Here is a 20831-nt window from a genome sequence, read left to right as displayed (position 1 = left end):
GGTGCCGGGCATCGCCCGAACCACCCACATCACGGGGCGGGCGGGGCATGGGCGAAACGGCCTATAGGGGCGCCGGGAGCAGGTCGTGGGCGTAGGCGTACGTCGAGGCGGCGGTGCGGGTCGTCACGTCGAGCTTGGCGAAGATGTTGTTCAGGTGGCGGGCGACCGTGTGCTCGCTGATGACCAGGGCCTGGGCGATCTCCCGGTTCGTGCCGCCCTCCGCGACAAGCCGCAGCACCTCCGCCTCGCGGGCGGTCAGACCGCCGGGGAGCGCGTGGCGGCGCCGCTCCGTCAGCAGGGCCGCCGCGCGGCGGGCGTCGGGGAGGGCGCCGAGCCGCTCGAAGGCGGACCGGGCCGCCACGAGCTCCAGGCGGGCGGCCTCCTCGTCCCCGGCCGCGCGGTCGGCGGCGGCCAGGAGCATCCGTACCTGCGCGGCCTCGTAGGGCACCCGCAGCTCCAGCCAGCCCGCGAGCGCGCGGCGCAGCGGAATCAGGGCCGCTTCGTGCCGGGCGAGCGCGAGGGCGCCGCGCGCGGTGTCGGCCATGGCGGTCAGGAGCGGTACGCCCCCGGTCCCGGCGAGCCCCTCCAGCTCCACGACCGCCGCCTCGGCCCCGTCCACGTCCCCGACGGCCAGCGTGACCTCCGTCTGGGCGGCGAGCAGCCGGGCCCGGCCCAGGAGCCCGTGGCGCGGGTCGCAGGCGAGGGCCAGCCGCAGACCGGTCACGGCCGCGTCCGCCTTGCCCTGCGCGAGCCGCAGCAGCGCGAGGCCGGGCTGCGGGACCCGCCCGAGTTCATGGGCGTGGGAGTACGCGCGGGCGGCGGCGTCCAGGCGGCCCTGGCGGCGCCGGATCTCGCCGGCCGCGTAGTACGCCTCGGCGGCGACGTCCAGGCTGTCGACCATCACCTCGGCGCAGACCCGCCCGGCCTCGTCCTCGGCGAGCGTCCACGCCCCGAGGAGGTCGAGCACCTCGACGTGGTGGATCCGGCACAGGCCCCGGAAGGGGTTGTCGGTGAAGGAGGCGGGCGCGTGCTCCACGTCCGCCGTACTCGGTTCCTCCGGCGGCCGGACGTGCTGGGACCACGGCGCCTCGCACCAGGTCATCGCCGCGTCCGTCCACTCCACCGCGCGGGCGAGGTCCGCCGCCTCCATGCACTGGCTGAGCGCCAGGCAGAAGAGGATGCCCGTGTACATGCCGCTCAGCTCGCCCGCCAGAACCGCGACCATCGCGTCGTCGAGCAGGGCCATGCCCTCCGCCCGCCGCCCCTCCGCCAGGTGCACCGCCGCCTCGGTCTGGCTGCTCAGGGCCGCCAGGCCCGGGTCGCCCGACGCGACGGCGATACGGGTCATGCGGCGCGCGGCGGCAAGGGCGGCGGCCGGGTCGCCGTGCTCCATGGCCTCGTCGACGTCCGTCCAGGCGAGGAAGCACTGCTCGGGGCAGTCCGGTACGTGCTCCAGGTGGTGCCGCGACCGGTGCAGCCAGCCCGCGGCGGCCGCCGGGCGGCCCAGGGAGCGGTACTCGAAGTGCAGCCACCACGCCACGGCCCCGGCGCCCCGGTGGTCGCCGGCCGCTCCGTACGCCGCGTGCGCCCGCAGCCGCGCGGTCACCGACTCGTCCACGTGCCCCGTCCACCACGCGGCGTCCGCGAGCAGGTCCAGGTCGCCGGGGGAGAGGGCGCCGGAGGGGTGCCGGTCGGCCTCGGTGAGCAGGACGTACGCCTCGGCCCAGGCGTCCCGGGCCGCCGCGTCGCGCGCCCGCGCGACGACGGTCGCCTCATCCACGGGGACGGCCATGGCCGCTCACTTCCCTTCCGGCTCCGCCGGTGCTTCCAGCATATGAGCGCGCGCGGCCCCCGGCCCGTCGGCCGCCGGCGTACCCGCTCCCGTACTCCCGCGGGAGTAGTCACGGCCGTGCGCCGCCCTCGGCAGTAGCCCCCAACTCGGCCGTCAGCGCGACGAATCCGCCTCCGAGCGGCGGGAATCTGGGATCGACCGAAGAGGACCGATGGAGGGAGCCCCGATGGAGGGCCGTAAGAGGACCGTCGGCTGGGGGGTGCTGGCCCTGTGGGTGATCGTGATCGCCCTCGCCGCACCCCTCGCCGGAAAGCTCGGCGACGTACAGCGCGACCGCGCCGTCGACTACCTGCCCGCGAGCGCCGACTCGACCCAGGTCGCGAAGATCACCGAGCAGCTGCCCGGCGGAGACTCCACCGACCTCGTGCTCGTCTACCACCGCGACGGCGGACTGACCGCCGCCGACAAGGCCACCGCGGCCCGGGAGGTGGAGAAGGTCGCTGCCGCGCACCCGCTCACCTCGGCGCCGCGAGCCGTACCGTCCGAGGACGGGACCACCCTCCTGTACGCCGTGTCCAGCACCGAGCCCGGTACGGACGAGGCGGCCAGGGACGCCTTCGTCCACGACATCCGCGAGACGGTGAGCGGCGAGGTCGGCGGCCCCGGCGCCCTCGCCACGGACGCGAGCGAGGTCTACAACTCCCTCGACGGCCCGCTTCTCTACACGACCGTCGCCGTCGTCGCGATCCTCCTGATCGTCATCTACCGCAGCCCCTTCCTCTGGCTCGTCCCGCTGGTCGTCGCCGGAGTCGCCGACTACCTCTCCATGGCCGTCACCTACGCCCTCCACCAGGGCTTCGACATCAGCGTCTCCGGCCAGAGCACGGGCGTCATGACGATCCTGGTGTTCGGCGCGGGCACCGACTACGCGCTGCTCCTCGTCTCCCGCTACCGCGAGGAACTGCGCCGCGTCCCGCGCCCGTACGACGCCATGGTCGCCGCCCTGCGCGGCTGCGGCCCCGCCGTCCTCGCCTCCTCCGGGACCGTCGCCCTCGGCATGCTCTGCCTGCTCGCCGCCGACATGAACAGCAGCCGGGGCATGGGGCCCACGGCCGCCGTCGGAGTGCTGTGCGCACTCCTCGCGATGATGACGCTGCTCCCCGCCCTGCTCGTCGTCCTCGGCCGGCGGGTGTTCTGGCCCCTGATCCCGGCGTACGGAAGCGAGCCGAAGGCCGCGCGCCGTTCCCTCTTCGCGGTCATGGGCTCCTCGGCCGGCCGCCGCCCCCTCGCCGTCCTCCTCGCGGGCGCCGCCGCCCTGGCCGCCCTCGCGCTCGGCGCGCTGAACCTGCCCGGGGCCCTCAAGCAGGAGGACTCCTTCACGTCCACCCCGGAAGCGGTCGCCGCGATGAAGACGCTGGCCGCCGCGTACCCGGAGATGGGGACCCAGCCCATCACCGTCGTCGCCCCGACGGCCGGCTCCGCCCGGGCGCTGGAGACCGTGCGCGCGACCGAGGGAGTCGCGAAGGCCGAGCGCGGCCGCAGCGGCGCCGGCTGGACGGAACTCTCCGTCACCGCCGCGCATCCGCCGCAGTCCGCGGCCGAGACCGCGACCATCAAGGAGCTGCGCTCCGCGCTCGGCGACGGTGTGTACGTCGGCGGGCCCAGTGCCGAACAACTCGACATGACCGACACCAACGCCGGCGACCGGAACATCGTCGTCCCGCTCGTCCTCGTCGTGGTGACGATCGTGCTGATCGTGCTGCTGCGCAGCCTCGTCGCACCGCTGATCCTGGTCGCCGCGGTCGTCGCCGTCTGGGGTGCGGCCCTCGGCATCGGCGGTCTCGTCTTCGAGTCGCTCTTCGGCTTCGAGGGCACCGACCCGGGACTGGCCCTGCTCTCCTTCGTCTTCCTCGTCGCCCTCGGCGTCGACTACGGCATCTTCCTGATGCACCGGATGCGCGAGGAGTGCCTGAGCGGTGCGGAGCCGGGTGCCGCGGCCCTGACGGCGCTGCGCACGACCGGCGGGGTGATCGCGTCGGCCGGGCTCGTCCTCGCCGCCACCTTCGCGGTCCTCGTCAACATGCCGATGGTGCAGCTGGCGGAGCTCGGCTTCGTGATCGCGGTCGGCGTCCTGCTCGACACCTTCCTGGTCCGCACGTACCTCGTCACGAGCGCGAGCGTGCTGCTCGGCCGGAAGGTGTGGTGGCCGGGCCCGCTGGCCAAGAAGCCCGCGTCAACGTCGGGTTCAGGGTCCGAGCGGCAGCCCGTACGGGTGTGATCGGGGGTGGGTGGGGGGCTTCCCGGACTGTCAGGAGCCCCCGCCCGCAGGGAGGATGAACGGCATGGACTTCGCAGCGGCTTTCACCCGTGACCCGCAGGCGGCGCCGTACCCGGTGCGGTGCGACGCGACGGCCGCCGCGGTCTTCGCGGTTCTCGCGGTCGCGCTCGCTCTGACTGTCGACGACGGCCGCCGGCCGGACCTGATCGGCTGGGCGCTGCTGCTCGCCGCGCACGTCCCGCTGGCCTGGCGGCGCAGGGCGCCGATGCCGGTGCTGCTCGCCGTGGTCGCCTGTGTCGCCCCCTACCACGCGCTGGACTACATGCATCTGGCGCCGATACCGGCCTCGATGACCGCGCTGTACACGGTCGCGGCCACCGGCCGTCCGATGCGGACGCTGATCGTCGGGCTCGCGGTCACCTCCATCACCCTCACCATGCAGCTCTTCGTCAACCCGCACGAGATCGTGGAGCTGTTGAGGGTCTCCGGCTGGGTGATCGCGATGCTCGTCTTCGGCGCGAGCATCCGGCTCTACCGGCAGCTGGTGGCGGGCGTGGTGGAGCGGGCGGAGCGGGAGGCGGAGCGGAAGGTCACCGAGGAGCGGCTGCGTATCGCCAGGGACCTGCACGATCTCCTCGCGCACTCGATCACCCTCATCGGCGTGCAGACGTCGGTCGCCGCGCACGTCCTGGTCGCCGATCCGGACCGGCTCGACCGGGAGGCGCTCGTCCGGGCGCTCGACGGGATATCCGAGACCTGCCGGGAGGCCCGTGCCGAGGTGCGCACGACCCTGGACGTGCTGCGCGCCGCTCCGGAAGGTCCGCTGCCGGATCTCGCCTCGCTGCCCGATCTCGTCCGGTCCTCGGGCGCGGACCTGACGGTGCGGACGGGGGAGGCGAAGGTCCCGGCGGCGGTGGGCGCGGCGGCGTACCGGATCGTGCAGGAGTCGCTGACGAACGCCGTACGGCACGCGGGTCCGGACGCGGACGTGCGGGTCGATGTCGGGCTTGCGGAGGAGGTGTTGACGGTACGGGTGACCAACGGCGGCGCGGCGCTCGTAGAGGGAGGAACGGCCGGCTCCGGGTACGGGATCCTCGGAATGCGGGAGCGGGCCAGGAGCGTGGGAGGCACACTGAGCGCCGGCCCGCGCGACGGCGGGGGGTTCGAGGTCACGGCGGCGCTGCCGCTCGTGGCGAGGGGGTGACGGTGTGATCCGGGTCCTGCTGGCGGACGACCAGACGCTCGTCCGGGCGTCGTTCGCGATGCTCGTCGACTCGGCGTCGGACATGGAGGTCGTGGGCCAGGCGGCCAACGGCAAGGAGGCGGTGGAGCTGGCGCGTTCGGCGCGGGCGGACCTGGTGGTCATGGACGTCCGGATGCCCGAGCTGGACGGGATCGGCGCGACCCGGCTGATCGCCGCCGACGAGGACCTGGCCGGGGTGAAGGTGCTGGTCCTCACGACGTACGACACGGACGAGCACATCGTGGAGGCGTTGAGGGCGGGCGCGTCGGGCTTCGTGGTCAAGGACATCCGCCCGGCCGAACTCCTCACCGCGATACGCACGGTGGCGGCGGGGGAGTCCCTGCTCTCCCCGGGCCCGACGGCCCGGCTGATAGCGAGGGTCCTCGCGACCCCGGACGCGCCGGTGACGGGAGGGCCGGAGGGGCTGTCGGACCGTGAGCGTCAGGTGCTCGCGCTGGTGGCCAGGGGGCTGAACAACACGGAGATCGCGGAGGCGCTGGGCCTCTCGCCGCTCACGGCGAAGACCCATGTCAGCCGGATCATGGGCAAGCTCGGGGCGCGGGACCGGGCCCAACTGGTCATCGCCGCGTACGAGTCGGGCCTGGTCGCGCCGAGTCGTTGAGACGGGCCGGGCCCCCGCCGGCACATGACCGGCGGGGGCCCGGGAAGCGCGGGGCCGGCGTCAGCCCAGTTCGACGCCGCTCGCGCGGAGCATGTCCTCGCGCTCGACGATCTTCACGCGCTCGCGGCCCTGCGGCTCGCCCAGCGCCTTCTCGGCGGCGTCGAGGGCGTACCAGCCCTCCCACGTCGTGTACGTGAGGCCCTTGCCCTCCAGGAAGGCGACGACCGCGTCCGTCTCCGGGTTGGCGGGCGTGAGGAGCCGGTCGTTCGCGAAGTCGTCCAGCAGGTTCGCGACCGTCTCGTTGGCGTCACCCTTGGTGTGGCCGATGAGGCCGACGGGCCCGCGCCGGATCCAGCCGGTCACGTACGTCGACGCGAGGTGCGCGCCGCCCTCCTCGATGACCCGGCCGCCCTCGTCGGGGACGGTGCCGCTGACGGTGTCCCAGGGGAGCTTGGGCAGCTCGTCGGAGAGGTAGCCGACCGCGCGGTAGACGGACTGCACGTCCCAGTCCGTGGTCTGGCGGGTGCCCTTCACGTTGCCGGTGCCGTCCAGCTCGGTGCGCTCGGTGCGCAGGCCGACGACCCGGCCGTCCTCGCCGAGGATCTCGACCGGCGACTCGAAGAAGTGCAGGAAGAGCTTGTGCGGGCGGTCGCCGACGTCGCGGATCGCCCAGTTCTCCAGGGTCTTGGCGACCATGTCGGTCTGCTTGTTCTTACGGCGCTCGGCGATCGAACCGTCGTCGTAGTCGATGTCCTCGGGGTTGACGATGACCTCGATGTTCGGCGAGTGGTCCAGCTCGCGCAGCTCCATGGGGCTGAACTTCGCCTGCGCCGGGCCACGGCGGCCGAAGACGTGGATCTCGACGGCCTTGTTGGCCTTGAGGCCGTCGTAGACGTTCGCCGGGATCTCGGTCGGCAGCAGCTCGTCCGCTGTCTTGGCGAGGATGCGCGCGATGTCGAGCGCCACGTTGCCGACGCCGAGGACGGCGACCTTCTCGGCCGAGAGCTCCCAGGTGCGCGGGACGTCCGGGTGGCCGTCGTACCAGGACGCGAAGTCGGCGGCGCCGAAGGAACCGTCCAGCTCGACGCCGGGGATCTTCAGCTCGCGGTCGGCCATGGCGCCGGTCGAGAAGACCACGGCGTCGTAGAACGAGCGCAGGTCGTCGAGGTGCACGTCGGTGCCGTAGTCGATGTTGCCGAAGAGCCGGACCTGCGGCTTGTCGAGCACCTGGTGCAGGGCCGTGATGATGCCCTTGATGCGCGGGTGGTCGGGCGCGACGCCGTACCGGATCAGACCGAAGGGAGCCGGCATCCGCTCGAAGATGTCGATCGACACGCCCGGCTCGTTGGCGGCCTCGGACTTCAGCAGCGCGTCGGCGGCGTAGATGCCGGCGGGGCCGGCGCCGACGATCGCTACCCGGAGGGGGCGGGGCATGTCTGGGTTCCCTTCGCAAAACGACGTGACGATGGGTGTCGCCACTTAGGTCACCCTAAATAACGCCTGAAGCGCGCCGGTACCCGCCCCCTGTCTATGACCTCATAAGACGGACTTATGGCTTCCATAAGTGAGAGCGAGAGGCGTCCTGAGAGCCGGTCCCGTGAGCCGGTCCCGAGAGCTGTCCCCGCGGGGCTATCCCATGACCGATCGGGCCGCGTCGAGGAACGCCAGCCGGTTGTCCTCCAGGTAGTCCCGCACGCTCTCGCCGTCGGGCAGGCCCTCCCACACCGTCCGGTTGAGGTCGAGGAAGTACGCCCGGGCCGCGTCGTGCACCGGCAGGGGGAACTGGATGCGGACGAGCCGCTCCGCGACCCACAGCCTGTTCATGACGTCCTGCGTCTTGAGGTACCAGGCGTGGTTGTCGTCCCACTCCGGGGGCCGGCTGAACGCGGAGCGTTCGGCCTCGGCCGCGACCTCGATGAACCGCTCCAGGAGCGCCATCCGTTCCGCGCGCCGCGTCTCCGACAGCGCGCTCTGCTGCCGCTGCTGCTCAGCACGTTCCGCCGAGGACTGAGTCCGGTGCTGGACGAGGAAGGACAGCAAGCCACCGAGGACGACGCCGCCCACGGATATGAGGGAGACCCAGACCTGGATCGACATGTCCTCAGCCACCGAAAGCGGGGAGGGACAGGGCGACCACGCCCCAGGCGATCAGCCCCGCGATGCCGGCGATCACCAGGAACGCGACCAGGGTGCCGATCCGATCGCCGAGGCCGGTGAGGACGACGGCCGTCCGGGGCTTCCGCGGGTGGTACGCGACCCGGACGGGCCTGCCCTTGTCGGTGCCGCCGATGTGGCGGGTCACACCGTCGGTGGCGGTGTACGCGTTGGTGTCCGTGCCGTTCCGGTAGACCTGCCGCGACTCCACGGTGATGCCGTGGCGGCGCAGGTACCAGCCCTCCCACACGGTCGTCAGGCCCATCCAGGCGAGGAAGGAGGCTCCCACGCCCACCTCCCCGAGCAGCAGCGTCGCGATGCCCCGCCCCCAGTTCCTGTCGGCCACCCCGACGACGACGGCGAGGACCGCGATCGCGGCGAGGGCCGCGTAGGTGGTCCAGCTGGCGGGCGCGGGAATCCCGCGAGGCCGTACGTCGTCGTCCTCTCCGTCCTCCTCGTCGTCGCCGGAGACCAGGCTCCGGGTGACGACGAGCGTGGCGCCGTCGACCGCCGACTCGTCGGCGGTGCGCTCGGGCAGCCCGGCGTTCACCGCGTCGGCGAAGGCCGTGGCGGCTGCCGCGCTCACGTCCGTGACCCGGTACACGGTCGGCTCGGCGCCCGCGGGGGCCGTCAACTCGACCTCGACGGCCCGCCGGTCGGCGTGGACGACCGCGATCGCCGCGAGCGGGATGCGCAGCTCGTCGTCAGGGCGACGCAGCAACAACCCCTCGCCCTCGGAGCGGAGTTCGGTGCCCCTGTCCCCTTGGAGGACGGGTATCGGCGAAGAGATCGACATGCGCGTGATCGTAAGGCGCGAAGTCCGCGCGGGTGAAGGGGATATGGGGGTTTCGAACGCGACCCGTGGTGTCGTACGGTCCGGCTGTGAACTTGGTGATCGCAGTGCTCGTTTGTTTCATCATCGCGTCCGTGCCGGTCTTCGTCTTCAGCCTGATGCTGATCTCCGGTGAGCGGAGCGAGCTGAAGAGGATGACGGAGCTCAGCGAATCCGGCGTCGAGGTGCAGGCGCGTCTGGTGAGCCTCGCGCCGTTCGGTACGCGGGGTTACGCGAGCGTCACGTACGAGTTCCCCACCCCGAACGGAGGAACCGCCCGGCACAACAAGGGCGCGAACTTCGGCCCCGCGCACGTGGTCGGCGACGAGTACCCCCTGGTCCACCACCCCACGAACACCCGGATCGTGCACATGGGCACGCTGTCGACGGTCCGCCAGGAGCGCGGGCGCCGCAAGGGCTACATGCGCAGTGCGCAGCGGACCGCGCTCCTGTCCCTCGCGGCGGGCGTGCTCGCGACGATCGGCCTGATCGTCAGCCCTTCCTGACCCCCGCGACGAACGCCGCCCAGGCGGCGGCGGGGACGATGAGGGCGGGGCCGGCGGGGTTCTTGCTGTCCCGGACGGGGACGACGCCGGGGACGTGGTCGAGGACTTCGAGACAGCTGCCGCCGTTGCCGTCGCTGTGGGTGCTCTTGCGCCAGGCGGCGCCGACGAAGTCGTACGCCACTTCGACGCAGTCGCCGCCGTTGCCGTCGCTGAAGGAACTCTTCCGCCACTTGGCGCCGCTCAGGTCGTACTCGCGCATCGTCTGTGGTCCTCCGCCGCCGATTCGATCAGTGCGAGGGACGCCTCCGGCGACAGCGCGGCGGCCCTGAGCAGATCGTAGGTCTCCTGTGCACGCTTCACCAGGGCAGGATCGTCCAGCAGATTCCCCGAAAACACGGCCTCTGTATAGGCGGTTGGGGGAGCGTCGCGGAACTCCATGAGCTTCAGCGTGCCGGTCATGAGCGCGTACGCTCCGGCAGAGGCCGGTAGCACCTGTACCAGTGCCCGGCGCGCACGAGCGAGCGAAGCGACGTGGTCCAATTGCTCGGCCATGACGGCCGGACCCCCTACCGCGAGCCGAAGCGCGTGCTCATGCAGGATCACCCAATACACCGGCGTTGCAGGATTCTTGAGCAGTTGAGCCCGGTCCAGCCGCCCGCTGACCTTCTCCTCGATGAACGCATCCGAGGCGAGCGGGTTCATGGCCAGGGTGACGGCCCGGGCGTAGTCGGCGGTCTGGAGCAGGCCCGGCATCAGCGTCGGCGCGAACTCGCAGATCTTCGTCGCCAACGCCTCCAGCTCCGCCGCCGCCTCGAAATAGGACGCGTACGGCGAGGCGTCGATGAGCTTCAGACACGCTCGTTCGAAAAAACCACCGGTTTGTAGGACCACATCGATTCGCCGCGCCACATCCAGCTGCGGCTTCCGAATTCCCTGCTCGAACTGACCGATGTATCCGCCGGAAACGAACACCAGATCGCCCAGTTCCGTCTGCGTGAACGCCTTCGTCTCCCGTTGCGCCTTCAGCTCCTGGCCGAAGAACGCCCACGTGTCCTGCCGCCTTGCTTTGGCCATGGTTTAACTCCTCGACCCTGCCCCGCAGTTGTAGGACCTGCGCATCTATCGATTCTAGGGACCCGGCACCACGCTGGGTGCGGTAAGTGAGAAATGGATTCGGAAAGGGATGCGTTGGTGAAGGAACAACACACGCGGTCGATCACGGGGGCCGTCGAAGAAGCGAGCGAGACGGTGGCGGAATTGCGCGAGGCACTCGGACGGGCGGGAATCGTGCTCCCCTCCCTCGGGCTCGACGTCGTCACCCTCGCCGCCGACTCCCCGTCCCGGCCGCTCATCGAATTGGGACGCTGCACGGTGGAAACGGCACGGCTGCTCGCCGGCGCCGTACTCCCGCCAGGGGAAGAAGGGGGCCGGTCATGAAACTGCCCATCGGGTCGTACGTCGTAGAGATCCGCACCGGGCGTGTGGGCACGGTCATGGGGCACGAGGGCCCGTATGTACAGCTGCGGCCGCTCGGCGGCGGGCGGGAGTGGGACGCCGAGCCCGAGGGCGTGAGGGAGGCGACCACGACCGAGCGGCTCCGGGCCGCGACCGCGCACGCCAACGCGCGGAGTCGGGGCGAGGTGCCGTGACGGCGGTGGCTCGGCCGCCCGGACAGCATCCGCGGCCGGCGCGGGGAGCCGCTCCGGCGGGCCGGGAGCCCTCGCATCGGGATTCGAGGTCGGGGGCCCTCTTCCGTACGGGAGAATGGGCCCATGAGTCTGTTCCGCGACGACGGCATCGTGCTGCGCACCCAGAAGCTGGGTGAGGCGGACCGGATCATCACGCTGCTCACGCGCGGTCACGGGCGCGTACGCGCCGTGGCGCGCGGGGTGCGGCGGACCAAGTCGAAGTTCGGGGCCCGGCTCGAGCCCTTCTCCCATGTCGACGTGCAGTTCTTCGCGCGCGGGAGCGACCTGGTCGGGCGCGGTCTTCCGCTCTGTACGCAGAGCGAGACGATCGCGCCGTACGGCGGCGGGATCGTCACCGACTACGCCCGCTACACCGCAGGGACGGCGATGCTGGAGACGGCGGAGCGGTTCACGGACCACGAGGGCGAGCCGGCCGTCCAGCAGTACCTGCTGCTCGTGGGCGGGCTGCGGACGCTCGCGCGGGGCGAGCACGCGCCCCATCTCATCCTCGACGCCTTCCTTCTCCGCTCGCTCGCCGTCAACGGCTACGCGCCGAGCTTCGACGACTGCGCGAAGTGCGGCCTGCACGGACCGAACCGGTTCTTCTCGGTCGCGGCGGGCGGCGTCATATGCGGCGACTGCCGGGTGCCCGGCAGCGTCGTACCCTCTCCGGAGGCCATCGGCCTGCTCAGCGCGCTCCTCACCGGCGACTGGGCGACTGCGGACGCGTGCGAGCCGCGTCACGTCAGGGAGGGCAGCGGGCTGGTGTCCGCCTATCTGCACTGGCACCTGGAGCGCGGCCTGCGCTCGCTGCGGTACGTAGAGAAGAGCTAGGGAGACCCATCGCATGGCCATCGCACGACGCGGAATCCTCGGACGGAAGATCCGGGAGTACAAGACCCCGGAGCCGCACCCGTCCGGCGCGACCCCGCCGAAGCTCCCCGGGGAGCTGGTGCCGAACCACGTCGCCTGTGTGATGGACGGCAACGGCCGCTGGGCCCAGGAGCGGGGTCTCCCGCGCACCGAGGGGCACAAGGTCGGCGAGGGCGTCGTCCTGGACGTCCTGAAGGGGTGCCTGGAGCTGGGCGTCAAGAACCTCTCGCTCTACGCCTTCTCCACGGAGAACTGGAAGCGGTCGCCCGAGGAGGTCCGCTTCCTGATGAACTTCAACCGGGACGTGATCCGGCGCCGCCGTGACGAGATGAACGAGCTGGGCATCCGTATCCGCTGGGTCGGCCGCATGCCGAAGATGTGGAAGTCGGTCGTCCAGGAGCTGCAGGTCGCGCAGGAGCAGACCGTCGACAACGACGCGATGACGCTGTACTTCTGCGTCAACTACGGCGGTCGCGCCGAGGTCGCGGACGCGGCGCAGGCCATCGCGCGGGACGTCGCCGCGGGGAAGCTGGACCCGTCGAAGGTCAACGAGAAGACGTTCCAGAAGTACCTGTACTACCCGGACATGCCGGACGTCGACCTCTTCCTCCGCCCGAGCGGCGAGCAGCGCACCTCGAACTACCTGATCTGGCAGAGCAGCTACGCCGAGATGGTCTTCCAGGACGTCCTGTGGCCCGACTTCGACCGCCGCGACCTGTGGCGCGCCTGCGTCGAGTACGCCTCCCGCGACCGCCGCTTCGGCGCGATCCCGGAGGCGGACCGCGCGGCGATGGGCACGGTGCCCCAGCAGGGGCCGGCCGTCTGACGCCGACGCGGTTCGTCCGCGGACGCGAAAGGGCCCGTACGGATCGATCCGTACGGGCCCTCACGCTTGTTTCCGGTGCGCTACTTCGCCGCGCACTCCGCGCACGTGCCGAAGATCTCGACCGTGTGCGCCACGTTCACGTAGCCGTGCTGGGACGCGATCGTCTCGGCCCACTGCTCCACGGCCGGGCCCTCCACCTCGACCGCCTTGCCGCAGACGCGGCAGACGAGGTGGTGGTGGTGGTCGCCCGTGGAACAGCGGCGGTAGACGGTCTCGCCGTCGCTGGTGCGCAGTGCGTCGACCTCGCCCGCGTCCGCGAGGGACTGGAGCGTGCGGTAGACCGTCGTGAGGCCTACCGAGTCGCCGCGGTGCTTGAGCATGTCGTGCAGCTCCTGGGCGCTGCGGAACTCGTCCACTTCGTTCAGTGCCGCCGCGACAGCGGCCCGCTGCTTGGTCGAGCGGCCGCGTACGGGGGGTCCTGCCGTCGCCACAGGGGCCTCCTTGTGAGTTACGTTGCCCCCGCCATTCTGCCAGGCCGTTCAGACCGTGACGTCGTCCGTGGGACGACGCGTGAGTGGCACCTGGGCGTCGCAGCCGTCCGGGCCCGCCTCCGCCGCCGCTCGTCGGGCCCTGCGTCGGGCCAGTGGCGCGGAGAGCGCGGTCAGCACGATGAAGACGCCGATCGCGAGCAGCACGATGAGGGAGCCGGGCGGCAGATCCTGGTAGTAGGTGGTGATCGTGCCGGTCAGCGTGACCGCCGTACCGATCACGACCGAGAGGATGAAGGTCGCGCGGAAGGACCGGGACAGCTGCTGCGCCGCCGCGACTGGGACCACCATCAGCGCGCTGACGAGGAGCAGGCCGACGACCCGCATGGCGACCGTGACGGTCACCGCGGCGGTCACCGCGATGAGCAGGTTCAGGGCGCGCACCGGGAGGCCGGTGACGCGGGCGAAGGCCTCGTCCTGGCTGACCGCGAAGAGCTGACGGCGCAGGCCGATGGTGACCAGGATGACGAAGGCCGCGAGGATGCCGATCGCGGTGACGTCCTCGTCCGACACCGTGGACAGCGATCCGAAGAGGTACGAGAGCAGGTTGGCGTTGGAGCCGCCGCCGACCTGGATCAGCATGACGCCGCCCGCCATGCCTCCGTAGAAGAGCAGCGCGAGCGCGAGGTCGCCGCGGGTGCGTCCGTACGTCCGGATCAGCTCCATCAGCACGGCGCCGGCGACGGCGACCAGGGTGGCCATCCACACCGGGCTGCTGTTGAGCAGGAAGCCGAGGCCGACACCGGTCATGGCGACATGGCCGATGCCGTCGCCCATCAGGGCCTGCCGGCGCTGGACCAGGAAGATGCCGACGGCGGGCGCGGTGATGCCGACGAGCACGGCCGCGATGAGCGCCCGCTGCATGAAGGCCGGTTCGAGGAATTCCATGATCAGGTCAGCTTCCTCAGGTCAGCAGACCCGTGCGGAGCGGCTCGTCGGCCGCGTGCGGATGGACGTGGTCGTGGCCCGGCAGGGCGTGCTGGCCGACCGCCTTCGGCGGCGGGCCGTCGTGGACGACGCAGCCGTCGCGCAGGACCACGGCCCGGTCGATGAGCGGCTCCAGGGGGCCGAGCTCGTGCAGCACGAGCAGGACCGTGGTGCCGCCCGCGACCTGCTCGCGCAGGGTGCCGGCGAGGATCTCCTGGCTGGCGAGGTCGACGCCGGCCATCGGCTCGTCCATGATCAGCAGCTCGGGCTGGGAGGCGAGCGCGCGGGCGATCAGGACGCGCTGGTGCTGGCCGCCGGAGAGGGCGCTCACCGAGTCCTTGGCGCGGTCGGTGAGGCCGACGAGCTCGATCGCGCGGTCGACGGCGGCCCGGTCGGCCTTCGTCAGCCAGCCGATCTTGCGGCGGGAGATCCGGCCGGAGGAGACGACCTCGCGGATCGTGGCCGGGACGCCGCTCGCGGCGGTGGTGCGCTGCGGGACGTACCCGACGCGGGACCAGTCGCGGAAACGCTTCCGCTCGGTCCCGAAGAGCGAGATCGATCCGTCGGTCAGGGGGACCTGGCCGATGATCGCGCGGACGGCGGTCGACTTGCCGGAGCCGTTGGCGCCGAGCAGCGCGACGACCTCACCGGGGTTCACGGTGAGGTCGACGCCGCGCAGGACCGGGCGCGCGCCGAGGGACGCCGTGGCTCCGCGGACGGATATGACGGGCGTGGCCGACGTGTCGGGCGTGACGGGCGCGCTCACGGGTGCCTCCTGCTGCTCTGCGTGGGTCACTTCGCGCCGAGGGCCTTCTTCAGCGCGGCGAGGTTGGACTGCATGACCTCGATGTAGTCATCGCCCTGGGACTTGTCCGTGATTCCCTCCAGCGGGTCCAGGACGGCGGTCTTGAGGCCGGTGTCCTTCGCGAGGGTCTTCGCGGTCTTGTCGCTGGCGAGGGTCTCGAAGAAGACCGTGGAGACCTTCTCCTTCGCCGCGATCTGCTGGAGCTCGTTCATGCGGGCGGGGCTCGGCTCGGACTCGGGGTCGATGCCGGTGATGCCCTCCTGGTCCAGGCCGTACCGCTCGGCGAGGTAGCCGAAGGCGGAGTGGGTGGTGATGAAGGTCTTGGTGGAGGTGTTCTTCAGGCCGTCCTTGAACGCCGTGTCGAGGTCACCGAGCTTCTTGACCAGGGTGTCGGTGTTCTTCTTGTAGTCGGCGGCGTTGTCCGGGTCGGCCTTCTCCAGGGAGGCGCCGACGCCCTTGGCGACCTCGGCGTACTTCACCGGGTCGAGCCAGATGTGCGGGTCGAGACCGGCCTCGGACTCGTGGCTGTGGCCTTCGGTGCCTTCGTGGCCGTGCTCGTCGGCTCCGTGCTCGTCGGCCTTGTGCTCGTGGCCCGCCTCGCCGTGGCCGGGGTCCTCGGCACCGTGGTCGTGACCGACGGCGGTGCCGTGGTCCTCCATCGTGGTGAGGGTCGCGGCGTCGACGGTGTTCTTCACGCCGGCCTGCTTGATCGCCTCGTCGACGGCGGGCTGGATGCCCTTGAGGTAGAGGATGTAGTCGGCCTCGCCGAGCTCGCCGATCTGCTTCGGCTTGAGCTCCAGGTCGTGCGGCTCGACGCCCGGCGCGGTGAGCGTGGAGACGGCGACGTGGTCGCCGCCTATCTGCTCGGCCAGGTACTGCATGGGGTAGAACGACGCCACCACGCTCAGCTTGCCGTCGGCGGACTTGCCGGACGCGTCGGACGCCCCGCCACAGGCGGAGAGCGTGACGAGACCGAGGGTGACGGCTCCGGCGACGGCGGCGGTGGGTATCAGGCGGCGTACGTTCATGACACTCATTTTCAACAAAGTTGGAAACGATTGTCAATTGTCCCGGTTGTGGTTCCGGCCACGTCCGGCGCTCCCGTCACGAGGCCTCGCGTATGCGCGCGGAAGAGAGCGGAAGAGCCGGACCGATTTGATGCGGAGGGCAGGGGCGCCGGTAACCTGAAGCATTCGCACTTCGTCGTCGTAATGAAGAGAGCACCGTGGCCGCCGACAAGATCGACACCATCGTCAGCCTGAGCAAGCGCCGTGGCTTCGTCTACCCGTGCAGTGAGATCTACGGTGGCCAGCGCGCCGCCTGGGACTACGGGCCGCTGGGTGTCGAACTCAAGGAGAACATCAAGCGTCAGTGGTGGCGTTACATGGTCACCGCGCGCGAGGACGTCGTCGGCATCGACTCGTCGGTGATCCTGGCCACCGAGGTCTGGGAGGCCTCCGGTCACGTCGCCACCTTCACCGACCCGCTGACCGAATGCACCTCCTGCCACAAGCGCTACCGCGCCGACCACCTGGAGGAGGCGTACGAGGCGAAGCACGGCCGCCTCCCCGAGAACGGCCTCACCGACCTGAACTGCCCCAACTGCGGCAACAAGGGCACGTTCACCGAGCCCAAGCAGTTCTCCGGTCTGCTCTCCACGCACCTCGGCCCCACCCAGGACTCCGGCTCGGTCGCCTACCTGCGCCCCGAGACCGCGCAGGGCATCTTCACCAACTTCGGCCAGGTTCACCAGACCGCGCGCAAGAAGCCCCCGTTCGGCATCGCGCAGATGGGCAAGTCGTTCCGGAACGAGATCACTCCGGGCAACTTCATCTTCCGCACCCGCGAGTTCGAGCAGATGGAGATGGAGTTCTTCGTCAAGCCCGGCGAGGACGAGCAGTGGCACGAGTACTGGATGGAGCAGCGCTGGAACTGGTACACCGGCCTGGGTCTCCGTGAGGAGAACATGCGCTGGTTCGAGCACCCGAAGGAGAAGCTCTCCCACTACTCCAAGCGCACCGCCGACATCGAGTACCGCTTCCAGTTCGGCGGCAACGAGTGGGGCGAGCTCGAGGGTGTCGCCAACCGCACCGACTACGACCTGAAGGCGCACTCCAAGGCGTCCGGCAACGACCTGCTCTACTTCGACCAGGACGCCGGCGAGCGCTGGACCCCGTACGTCATCGAGCCGGCCGCCGGTGTCGGCCGCACGATGCTGGCGTTCATGCTCGACGCGTACAACGAGGACGAGGCCCCGAACGCCAAGGGCGTCATGGAGAAGCGCGTGGTGATGCGCCTCGACCCGCGCATCGCGCCGGTCAAGGTCGCCGTCCTGCCGCTCTCCCGCAACGCGCAGCTGTCGCCGAAGGCCAAGGGCCTCGCCAGCGACCTGCGGCAGAACTGGAACATCGAGTTCGACGACGCGGGCGCCATCGGCCGTCGCTACCGCCGCCAGGACGAGATCGGCACGCCGTTCTGCGTCACGGTCGACTTCGACACCCTGGACGACAACGCGGTGACCGTGCGCGAGCGCGACACCATGAAGCAGGAGCGCGTCTCCCTCGACCAGATCCAGGGCTACCTGGGCAGCCGCCTGCTCGGCTGCTGACGGTCGTTCGGCTGTTGTCCGAGGCCCCCGGTTCCGGTGACGGAACCGGGGGCCTCGTCGTGGTTCCGGGGCTGCTTCCGGGCAGCTACTTTCCCTTCTTCGCGCCGAAGACCAGCGCGCCGATCGCCGCCGCCGCGGCGGTGAGGACGCCCGCGGCCGGGGCGAGGGCGCCCTGGTCGATGAAGTGCTTGGCCAGCAGGAGGATCGCGGTGAAGGCGGTCGCGCCGAAGACGGCCCCCGCGACGCGGAAGCGGAAGTGCACGATGTCCATCCGCATCTGGTGCTGGTCGAGTTGGAGGCGGCGCAGGGCCTCCGCCCGCTGGAGCTCGATCTGCGCGGCGGACTCCCGCTCGACGATCCCGAGGACCCGCTCGGGCGCCCCGTCCAGGATCCGCTTCCAGACCTCGATGTCCTCGCCCGCGGGCAGGGGGCGGTGCGGGGAGACGGCGCCCTGGCCGTTCGCACCGTCCGGGCCCGGCAGCGCCGGCTGAGGCGGTACGGGGGCGGTCATCGGGGGTCCTCGTCGGCCCGGGCGGTCGCGGCCGTGATCCGCGCGACGACATCGCGCACGGACTCCTCCACCTCCACCAGGTCGCCTTCGAGGGGCAGCGGCTCCGCGAAGGGCCGTACCGGGACCGGCTCCACGTCGAGGACGCGCGACGGGACCAGCACGGCGAGCACGCCCTCGGCGAAGGCCCGCGCCGGGGTGGTCGGCGGCCCGGCGCGGGGCGGGGCGCCGCGGCCGGCGACGGTGCCCGCACCCACGACCAGCGGAGTGCGTCTGCGGACCGCCGCGACCCCGGTCCGTACGAGGTGCGCCCAGACGAGGAACAGCACCGCGGTCCACCAGTCGGCCAGCAGCGCCACCACGGCGGCGGTGGGCAGCAGCGCCAGGGTCGTCCAGCGGTGCGGCCACGCCTCCGGGCGGGCGGCGCCGGTGTCCTGGGCGCCGGTGTCCCAGCCCTGGGCCGTCTGGTTCCAGTGGGCGGGCGCCTTGTTCCTGCCGATCGCGTCCCGGCGCGACGCCAGCCATGCGCACAGCCACTCCCACAGCCGTGACCGCTCCCGCTCCCGCCCGCGCGTCTGCAGGATCCGTGGCCGCGGCTTCCTCGGGCGTATCCCGCCCCAGGCTTCACCGCTCCAGCCCTGGGTGTCCGCGTCCCAGAACGGCTCACTGGTGCTCACTGCGCCCCACCCCCCGCCTGCCGTAAGGGCGAAAGGTCCGCCGGAAGGCCGGTCTCCCCGTTGAAGATGCCCTTCGTCAGCGTCTTCGCCTCGAACTCGTCCGCCTGCCAGCCGGCTTCCCGCAGCGCGTCCACCACCCCCTGGGCGATGCCCTCGCGGACCGACTCCAGGTAGCGCTGGACGTCCATGTCCTGGAAGGCGCCCGTCCTCCGCTCCGAGGCCAGTTCCCGCACCGACCTCGCGGGGCCTTCCGGCAGGCTGACGTCGTACCCGCCGAAGAGCAGCCTCCAGGAGTGCTTCACCGACCGCCAGAGCAGGAGCGGCGCGGTGCCGGCCGTGATCGGGATGCGGACGATCGCCTGCGCCGCCTTGGAGAGGAGCCCGCTGTGCCGATGGCGGTGGGCGATCCGGTCCGCCTCCCGGAACCAGGGCAGCACGGGCCACAGGACGAACGAGGCCGCCTCCAGCGTCAGCAGCCCGCCCTGGGTGTGCACGCGGACGTACGCCGTGAGGACCACCTCGTCGTCCCAGCTGCTCACCTGGATCCGCAGGAAGTGGCGGCGCTTCTCCCCGCCCTCCTCCACCGCCGACGCGCGGTGCGACTCGAACTCGGCCAGGCTCTGCGGCGCCAGCCACCTGCGGGGGAGTCCGTCCACCGGAAGGAACACGCAGTCCTCGAGGGTCAGTTGGCGCAGCCGGTCGCGCACCGCGTCCTGCGCGGAGCCGAGCGCGGACGGGACCCGGATCTGCTCCATGCGGGACCTGATGTGCTCCAGGACCTCCTGGTTGAGGAGCTGCGAGGGCGGCCGGGACTCGATCCCCGGCTCGCGGTTGGGCCGCAGGCTCACGGCGTGCGTCCAGGACGCGTACGGCACGCCCGCACCCCGGAACGGTGCCGCCGTGTCGTACAACAGCAGCTGCGAGGTCTGTTCCATACGGATGAGCTGCCTGAGCCGCTGGAACCGGATGCCGATGGCCCGCACGGCCGGGTCGAGCGCGGGCTCGCCGAACTCCTGGGGCGACAGCTCCCGCCCCAGCGTCGACGCGGTCTGCGCCCGCTGCAACGCCCCCGCCACGGCCATCAGCAGAACGCAGCAGACCGCCGCCCACCACTGCCCCGGCCGGTGGCCGAGGCCCATCCACAGATCGGAGACCCAGGTGAAGGCGTCGTCGGGGGAGTCGGTCCCGAAACCGTCCTTCCGTGATCCCAGGTCCGGGTAGATCCACAGCAGCCAGAGCGAGAGGCCGCCGAGCCAGGCCCGTCCCGACCAGCGCAGCGCGACGCCGGCCCCGGTCCTGCCGGGGGACGGCTCCGGATGCTTCGCCGACGGGGTACGGAGCCGGGAGCCGGCGGCGAGCAGGACGAAGGGCGGGATGAAGGCGAGCATCAGGCCGCCGCTGAGCGTGATGCCGGTCAGCCAGAGCGCCAGCACCACGACGGCCCAGGCCGCCGCCATCCGCCGGGCGCGCAGGGCGTGGGCGAGGACCCGTGCCGCGTCGAAGCCGAACGACGGCGCGACCCTCCGCTCCTCGTGGACGTAGAGCTCGTCGATGACCGCGTCACGGAAGGTGTCGTCGAGGTACGTGCCGGCGCACAGCAGCCTGGAGGCTTCGGTCGTACTCGGGGCCGGCGGTACATGTGGAAGCAACACCCGCGCTACCCCTCCCCCTGATTTCTCTCCCCGAACCAGCGTATGGCACCGAGGAGTTGATGCCCAGCAAGGCCCGCCGCGACGCGCCTTCCCAGGGGATGTCCGGCGGATCGGGCTCGGACAGGCCCTAGGGGGTGTCTCGCCGATCATGCCGGGCTCGCGGGGTCTGGCACGCCCGCTCGCCGCGTTGTCGTCGGTCGCCGACGCTCCGCGTCGACTCCCTCCTCCGCCTTGCGATCGCACGCACCAGACCCCGCTCCCTGATCCGGCCTGATCGACGAGACACCCCCTA

General features: G+C 71.4%; 22 protein-coding genes. 9 read left to right on the top strand and 13 right to left on the bottom strand.

Annotation, left to right across the window (positions count from 1 at the left end):
- Positions 1 to 61: 61 nt before the first annotated feature.
- Entirely contained in the window at positions 62 to 1792 is a 1731-nt protein-coding gene (locus ACWCO8_RS36735) for a LuxR C-terminal-related transcriptional regulator (RefSeq protein ID WP_451035859.1), read from the bottom strand.
- Between the two features lie 226 nt (positions 1793 to 2018).
- Here ACWCO8_RS36735 and ACWCO8_RS36730 point away from each other — a divergent pair, with 226 nt between their 5' ends.
- The 3 genes from ACWCO8_RS36730 (at position 2019) to ACWCO8_RS36720 (ending at position 5935) form a co-directional block, all read left to right on the top strand.
- A complete protein-coding gene (locus ACWCO8_RS36730; protein ID WP_451035858.1) occupies positions 2019 to 4070 on the top strand; it encodes an MMPL family transporter in 2052 nt (683 codons plus the stop codon).
- Between the two features lie 64 nt (positions 4071 to 4134).
- Positions 4135 to 5274: a sensor histidine kinase gene (locus ACWCO8_RS36725; RefSeq protein WP_451035857.1), complete on the top strand. Its 1140-nt coding sequence runs from the start codon at positions 4135 to 4137 to the stop codon at positions 5272 to 5274.
- Between the two features lie 4 nt (positions 5275 to 5278).
- Positions 5279 to 5935 (top strand): response regulator, encoded by a 657-nt coding sequence (locus tag ACWCO8_RS36720; RefSeq protein WP_451035856.1) that lies wholly within the window; start codon positions 5279 to 5281, stop codon positions 5933 to 5935.
- A 60-nt stretch (positions 5936 to 5995) separates the two neighbouring features.
- Here ACWCO8_RS36720 and ACWCO8_RS36715 read toward each other — a convergent pair whose 3' ends face one another.
- The 3 genes from ACWCO8_RS36715 to ACWCO8_RS36705 form a co-directional block, all read right to left on the bottom strand.
- Positions 5996 to 7369: an FAD-dependent oxidoreductase gene (locus ACWCO8_RS36715; RefSeq protein ID WP_451035855.1), complete on the bottom strand. Its 1374-nt coding sequence runs from the start codon at positions 7367 to 7369 to the stop codon at positions 5996 to 5998.
- A gap of 195 nt (positions 7370 to 7564) precedes the next feature.
- A complete protein-coding gene (locus ACWCO8_RS36710; protein WP_451035854.1) occupies positions 7565 to 8032 on the bottom strand; it encodes a hypothetical protein in 468 nt (155 codons plus the stop codon).
- A gap of 4 nt (positions 8033 to 8036) precedes the next feature.
- Positions 8037 to 8885: a hypothetical protein gene (locus ACWCO8_RS36705; protein WP_451035853.1), complete on the bottom strand. Its 849-nt coding sequence runs from the start codon at positions 8883 to 8885 to the stop codon at positions 8037 to 8039.
- 86 nt (positions 8886 to 8971) lie between these two features.
- Between ACWCO8_RS36705 and ACWCO8_RS36700 the strand changes: the two genes are divergently transcribed.
- Positions 8972 to 9427 (top strand): hypothetical protein, encoded by a 456-nt coding sequence (locus ACWCO8_RS36700; protein WP_451035852.1) that lies wholly within the window; start codon positions 8972 to 8974, stop codon positions 9425 to 9427.
- Here ACWCO8_RS36700 and ACWCO8_RS36695 read toward each other — a convergent pair.
- Positions 9414 to 9686, bottom strand: a complete 273-nt coding sequence (locus ACWCO8_RS36695; protein WP_451035851.1) for a DUF397 domain-containing protein — start codon at positions 9684 to 9686, stop codon at positions 9414 to 9416. The genes ACWCO8_RS36700 and ACWCO8_RS36695 overlap by 14 nt on opposite strands.
- Positions 9668 to 10501: a helix-turn-helix domain-containing protein gene (locus tag ACWCO8_RS36690; RefSeq protein ID WP_451035850.1), complete on the bottom strand. Its 834-nt coding sequence runs from the start codon at positions 10499 to 10501 to the stop codon at positions 9668 to 9670. The genes ACWCO8_RS36695 and ACWCO8_RS36690 overlap by 19 nt, the downstream gene beginning before the upstream one ends.
- Positions 10502 to 10618: 117 nt before the next feature.
- On the opposite strand from ACWCO8_RS36690, the gene ACWCO8_RS36685 reads away from it, so the two are divergent.
- The 4 genes from ACWCO8_RS36685 to ACWCO8_RS36670 all read left to right on the top strand — a co-directional run bounded on the left by ACWCO8_RS36685 (position 10619) and on the right by ACWCO8_RS36670 (position 12814).
- Positions 10619 to 10864: a hypothetical protein gene (locus ACWCO8_RS36685; protein WP_451035849.1), complete on the top strand. Its 246-nt coding sequence runs from the start codon at positions 10619 to 10621 to the stop codon at positions 10862 to 10864.
- Positions 10861 to 11076 carry a hypothetical protein gene (locus tag ACWCO8_RS36680; protein WP_362006364.1) on the top strand — a complete coding sequence of 72 codons (216 nt, stop codon included), beginning with the start codon at positions 10861 to 10863 and terminating at the stop codon, positions 11074 to 11076. Before ACWCO8_RS36685 ends, ACWCO8_RS36680 begins: the two co-directional genes overlap by 4 nt.
- 123 nt (positions 11077 to 11199) lie before the next feature.
- Positions 11200 to 11949 carry a DNA repair protein RecO gene (recO, locus tag ACWCO8_RS36675; RefSeq protein ID WP_362006356.1) on the top strand — a complete coding sequence of 250 codons (750 nt, stop codon included), beginning with the start codon at positions 11200 to 11202 and terminating at the stop codon, positions 11947 to 11949.
- Between the two features lie 19 nt (positions 11950 to 11968).
- Positions 11969 to 12814, top strand: coding sequence for an isoprenyl transferase (locus tag ACWCO8_RS36670; protein WP_362006937.1), 846 nt, complete (start codon positions 11969 to 11971; stop codon positions 12812 to 12814).
- Positions 12815 to 12894: 80 nt separating this feature from the next.
- Here ACWCO8_RS36670 and ACWCO8_RS36665 read toward each other — a convergent pair whose 3' ends face one another.
- The 4 genes from ACWCO8_RS36665 to ACWCO8_RS36650 are packed head-to-tail and all read right to left on the bottom strand — an operon-like array spanning position 12895 to position 16122.
- Entirely contained in the window at positions 12895 to 13305 is a 411-nt protein-coding gene (locus ACWCO8_RS36665) for a Fur family transcriptional regulator (RefSeq protein ID WP_361965620.1), read from the bottom strand.
- Between the two features lie 48 nt (positions 13306 to 13353).
- The gene (locus tag ACWCO8_RS36660; protein WP_451035876.1) at positions 13354 to 14256 is read right to left on the bottom strand and encodes a metal ABC transporter permease; all 903 of its coding nucleotides are present in this window, start codon (positions 14254 to 14256) and stop codon (positions 13354 to 13356) included.
- A 10-nt stretch (positions 14257 to 14266) separates the two neighbouring features.
- A complete protein-coding gene (locus ACWCO8_RS36655) occupies positions 14267 to 15055 on the bottom strand; it encodes a metal ABC transporter ATP-binding protein (protein WP_451035848.1) in 789 nt (262 codons plus the stop codon).
- Between the two features lie 26 nt (positions 15056 to 15081).
- Positions 15082 to 16122 carry a metal ABC transporter substrate-binding protein gene (locus ACWCO8_RS36650; protein WP_451035847.1) on the bottom strand — a complete coding sequence of 347 codons (1041 nt, stop codon included), beginning with the start codon at positions 16120 to 16122 and terminating at the stop codon, positions 15082 to 15084.
- A 197-nt stretch (positions 16123 to 16319) separates the two neighbouring features.
- Here ACWCO8_RS36650 and ACWCO8_RS36645 point away from each other — a divergent pair, with 197 nt between their 5' ends.
- Positions 16320 to 17702: a glycine--tRNA ligase gene (locus ACWCO8_RS36645; protein ID WP_362006348.1), complete on the top strand. Its 1383-nt coding sequence runs from the start codon at positions 16320 to 16322 to the stop codon at positions 17700 to 17702.
- Positions 17703 to 17787: 85 nt separating this feature from the next.
- Here the strand turns inward: ACWCO8_RS36645 and ACWCO8_RS36640 are convergent, their stop codons facing one another.
- From ACWCO8_RS36640 to ACWCO8_RS36630, 3 genes are read right to left on the bottom strand one after another with little or no spacing between them, the layout of a single operon-like run.
- The gene (locus ACWCO8_RS36640) at positions 17788 to 18213 is read right to left on the bottom strand and encodes a hypothetical protein (protein WP_451035846.1); all 426 of its coding nucleotides are present in this window, start codon (positions 18211 to 18213) and stop codon (positions 17788 to 17790) included.
- Positions 18210 to 18887, bottom strand: coding sequence for a hypothetical protein (locus ACWCO8_RS36635; RefSeq protein ID WP_451035845.1), 678 nt, complete (start codon positions 18885 to 18887; stop codon positions 18210 to 18212). The genes ACWCO8_RS36640 and ACWCO8_RS36635 overlap by 4 nt, the downstream gene beginning before the upstream one ends.
- Positions 18884 to 20539: a hypothetical protein gene (locus ACWCO8_RS36630; protein WP_451035844.1), complete on the bottom strand. Its 1656-nt coding sequence runs from the start codon at positions 20537 to 20539 to the stop codon at positions 18884 to 18886. Before ACWCO8_RS36630 ends, ACWCO8_RS36635 begins: the two co-directional genes overlap by 4 nt.
- Positions 20540 to 20831: the final 292 nt, after the last annotated feature.

Source organism: Streptomyces sp. NPDC001927 (assembly GCF_053594455.1).
The sequence above is the reverse complement of the archived record's forward strand: the minus strand, read 5'-3'. Positions and strand labels throughout refer to the sequence as shown.

Excerpts from the sequence above, each read along its gene's own strand:
- ACWCO8_RS36710 (WP_451035854.1), bottom strand. The coding sequence starts at position 8,032 with ATGTCGATCCAGGTCTGGGTCTCCCTCATATCCGTGGGCGGCGTCGTC.
- ACWCO8_RS36650 (WP_451035847.1), bottom strand. The coding sequence starts at position 16,122 with ATGAACGTACGCCGCCTGATACCCACCGCCGCCGTCGCCGGAGCCGTC.
- ACWCO8_RS36705 (WP_451035853.1), bottom strand. The coding sequence starts at position 8,885 with ATGTCGATCTCTTCGCCGATACCCGTCCTCCAAGGGGACAGGGGCACC.
- ACWCO8_RS36730 (WP_451035858.1), top strand. The coding sequence starts at position 2,019 with ATGGAGGGCCGTAAGAGGACCGTCGGCTGGGGGGTGCTGGCCCTGTGG.
- ACWCO8_RS36725 (WP_451035857.1), top strand. The coding sequence starts at position 4,135 with ATGGACTTCGCAGCGGCTTTCACCCGTGACCCGCAGGCGGCGCCGTAC.
- ACWCO8_RS36735 (WP_451035859.1), bottom strand. The coding sequence starts at position 1,792 with ATGGCCGTCCCCGTGGATGAGGCGACCGTCGTCGCGCGGGCGCGCGAC.
- recO (WP_362006356.1), top strand. The coding sequence starts at position 11,200 with ATGAGTCTGTTCCGCGACGACGGCATCGTGCTGCGCACCCAGAAGCTG.
- ACWCO8_RS36680 (WP_362006364.1), top strand. The coding sequence starts at position 10,861 with ATGAAACTGCCCATCGGGTCGTACGTCGTAGAGATCCGCACCGGGCGT.
- ACWCO8_RS36690 (WP_451035850.1), bottom strand. The coding sequence starts at position 10,501 with ATGGCCAAAGCAAGGCGGCAGGACACGTGGGCGTTCTTCGGCCAGGAG.
- ACWCO8_RS36695 (WP_451035851.1), bottom strand. The coding sequence starts at position 9,686 with ATGCGCGAGTACGACCTGAGCGGCGCCAAGTGGCGGAAGAGTTCCTTC.
- ACWCO8_RS36715 (WP_451035855.1), bottom strand. The coding sequence starts at position 7,369 with ATGCCCCGCCCCCTCCGGGTAGCGATCGTCGGCGCCGGCCCCGCCGGC.
- ACWCO8_RS36640 (WP_451035846.1), bottom strand. The coding sequence starts at position 18,213 with ATGACCGCCCCCGTACCGCCTCAGCCGGCGCTGCCGGGCCCGGACGGT.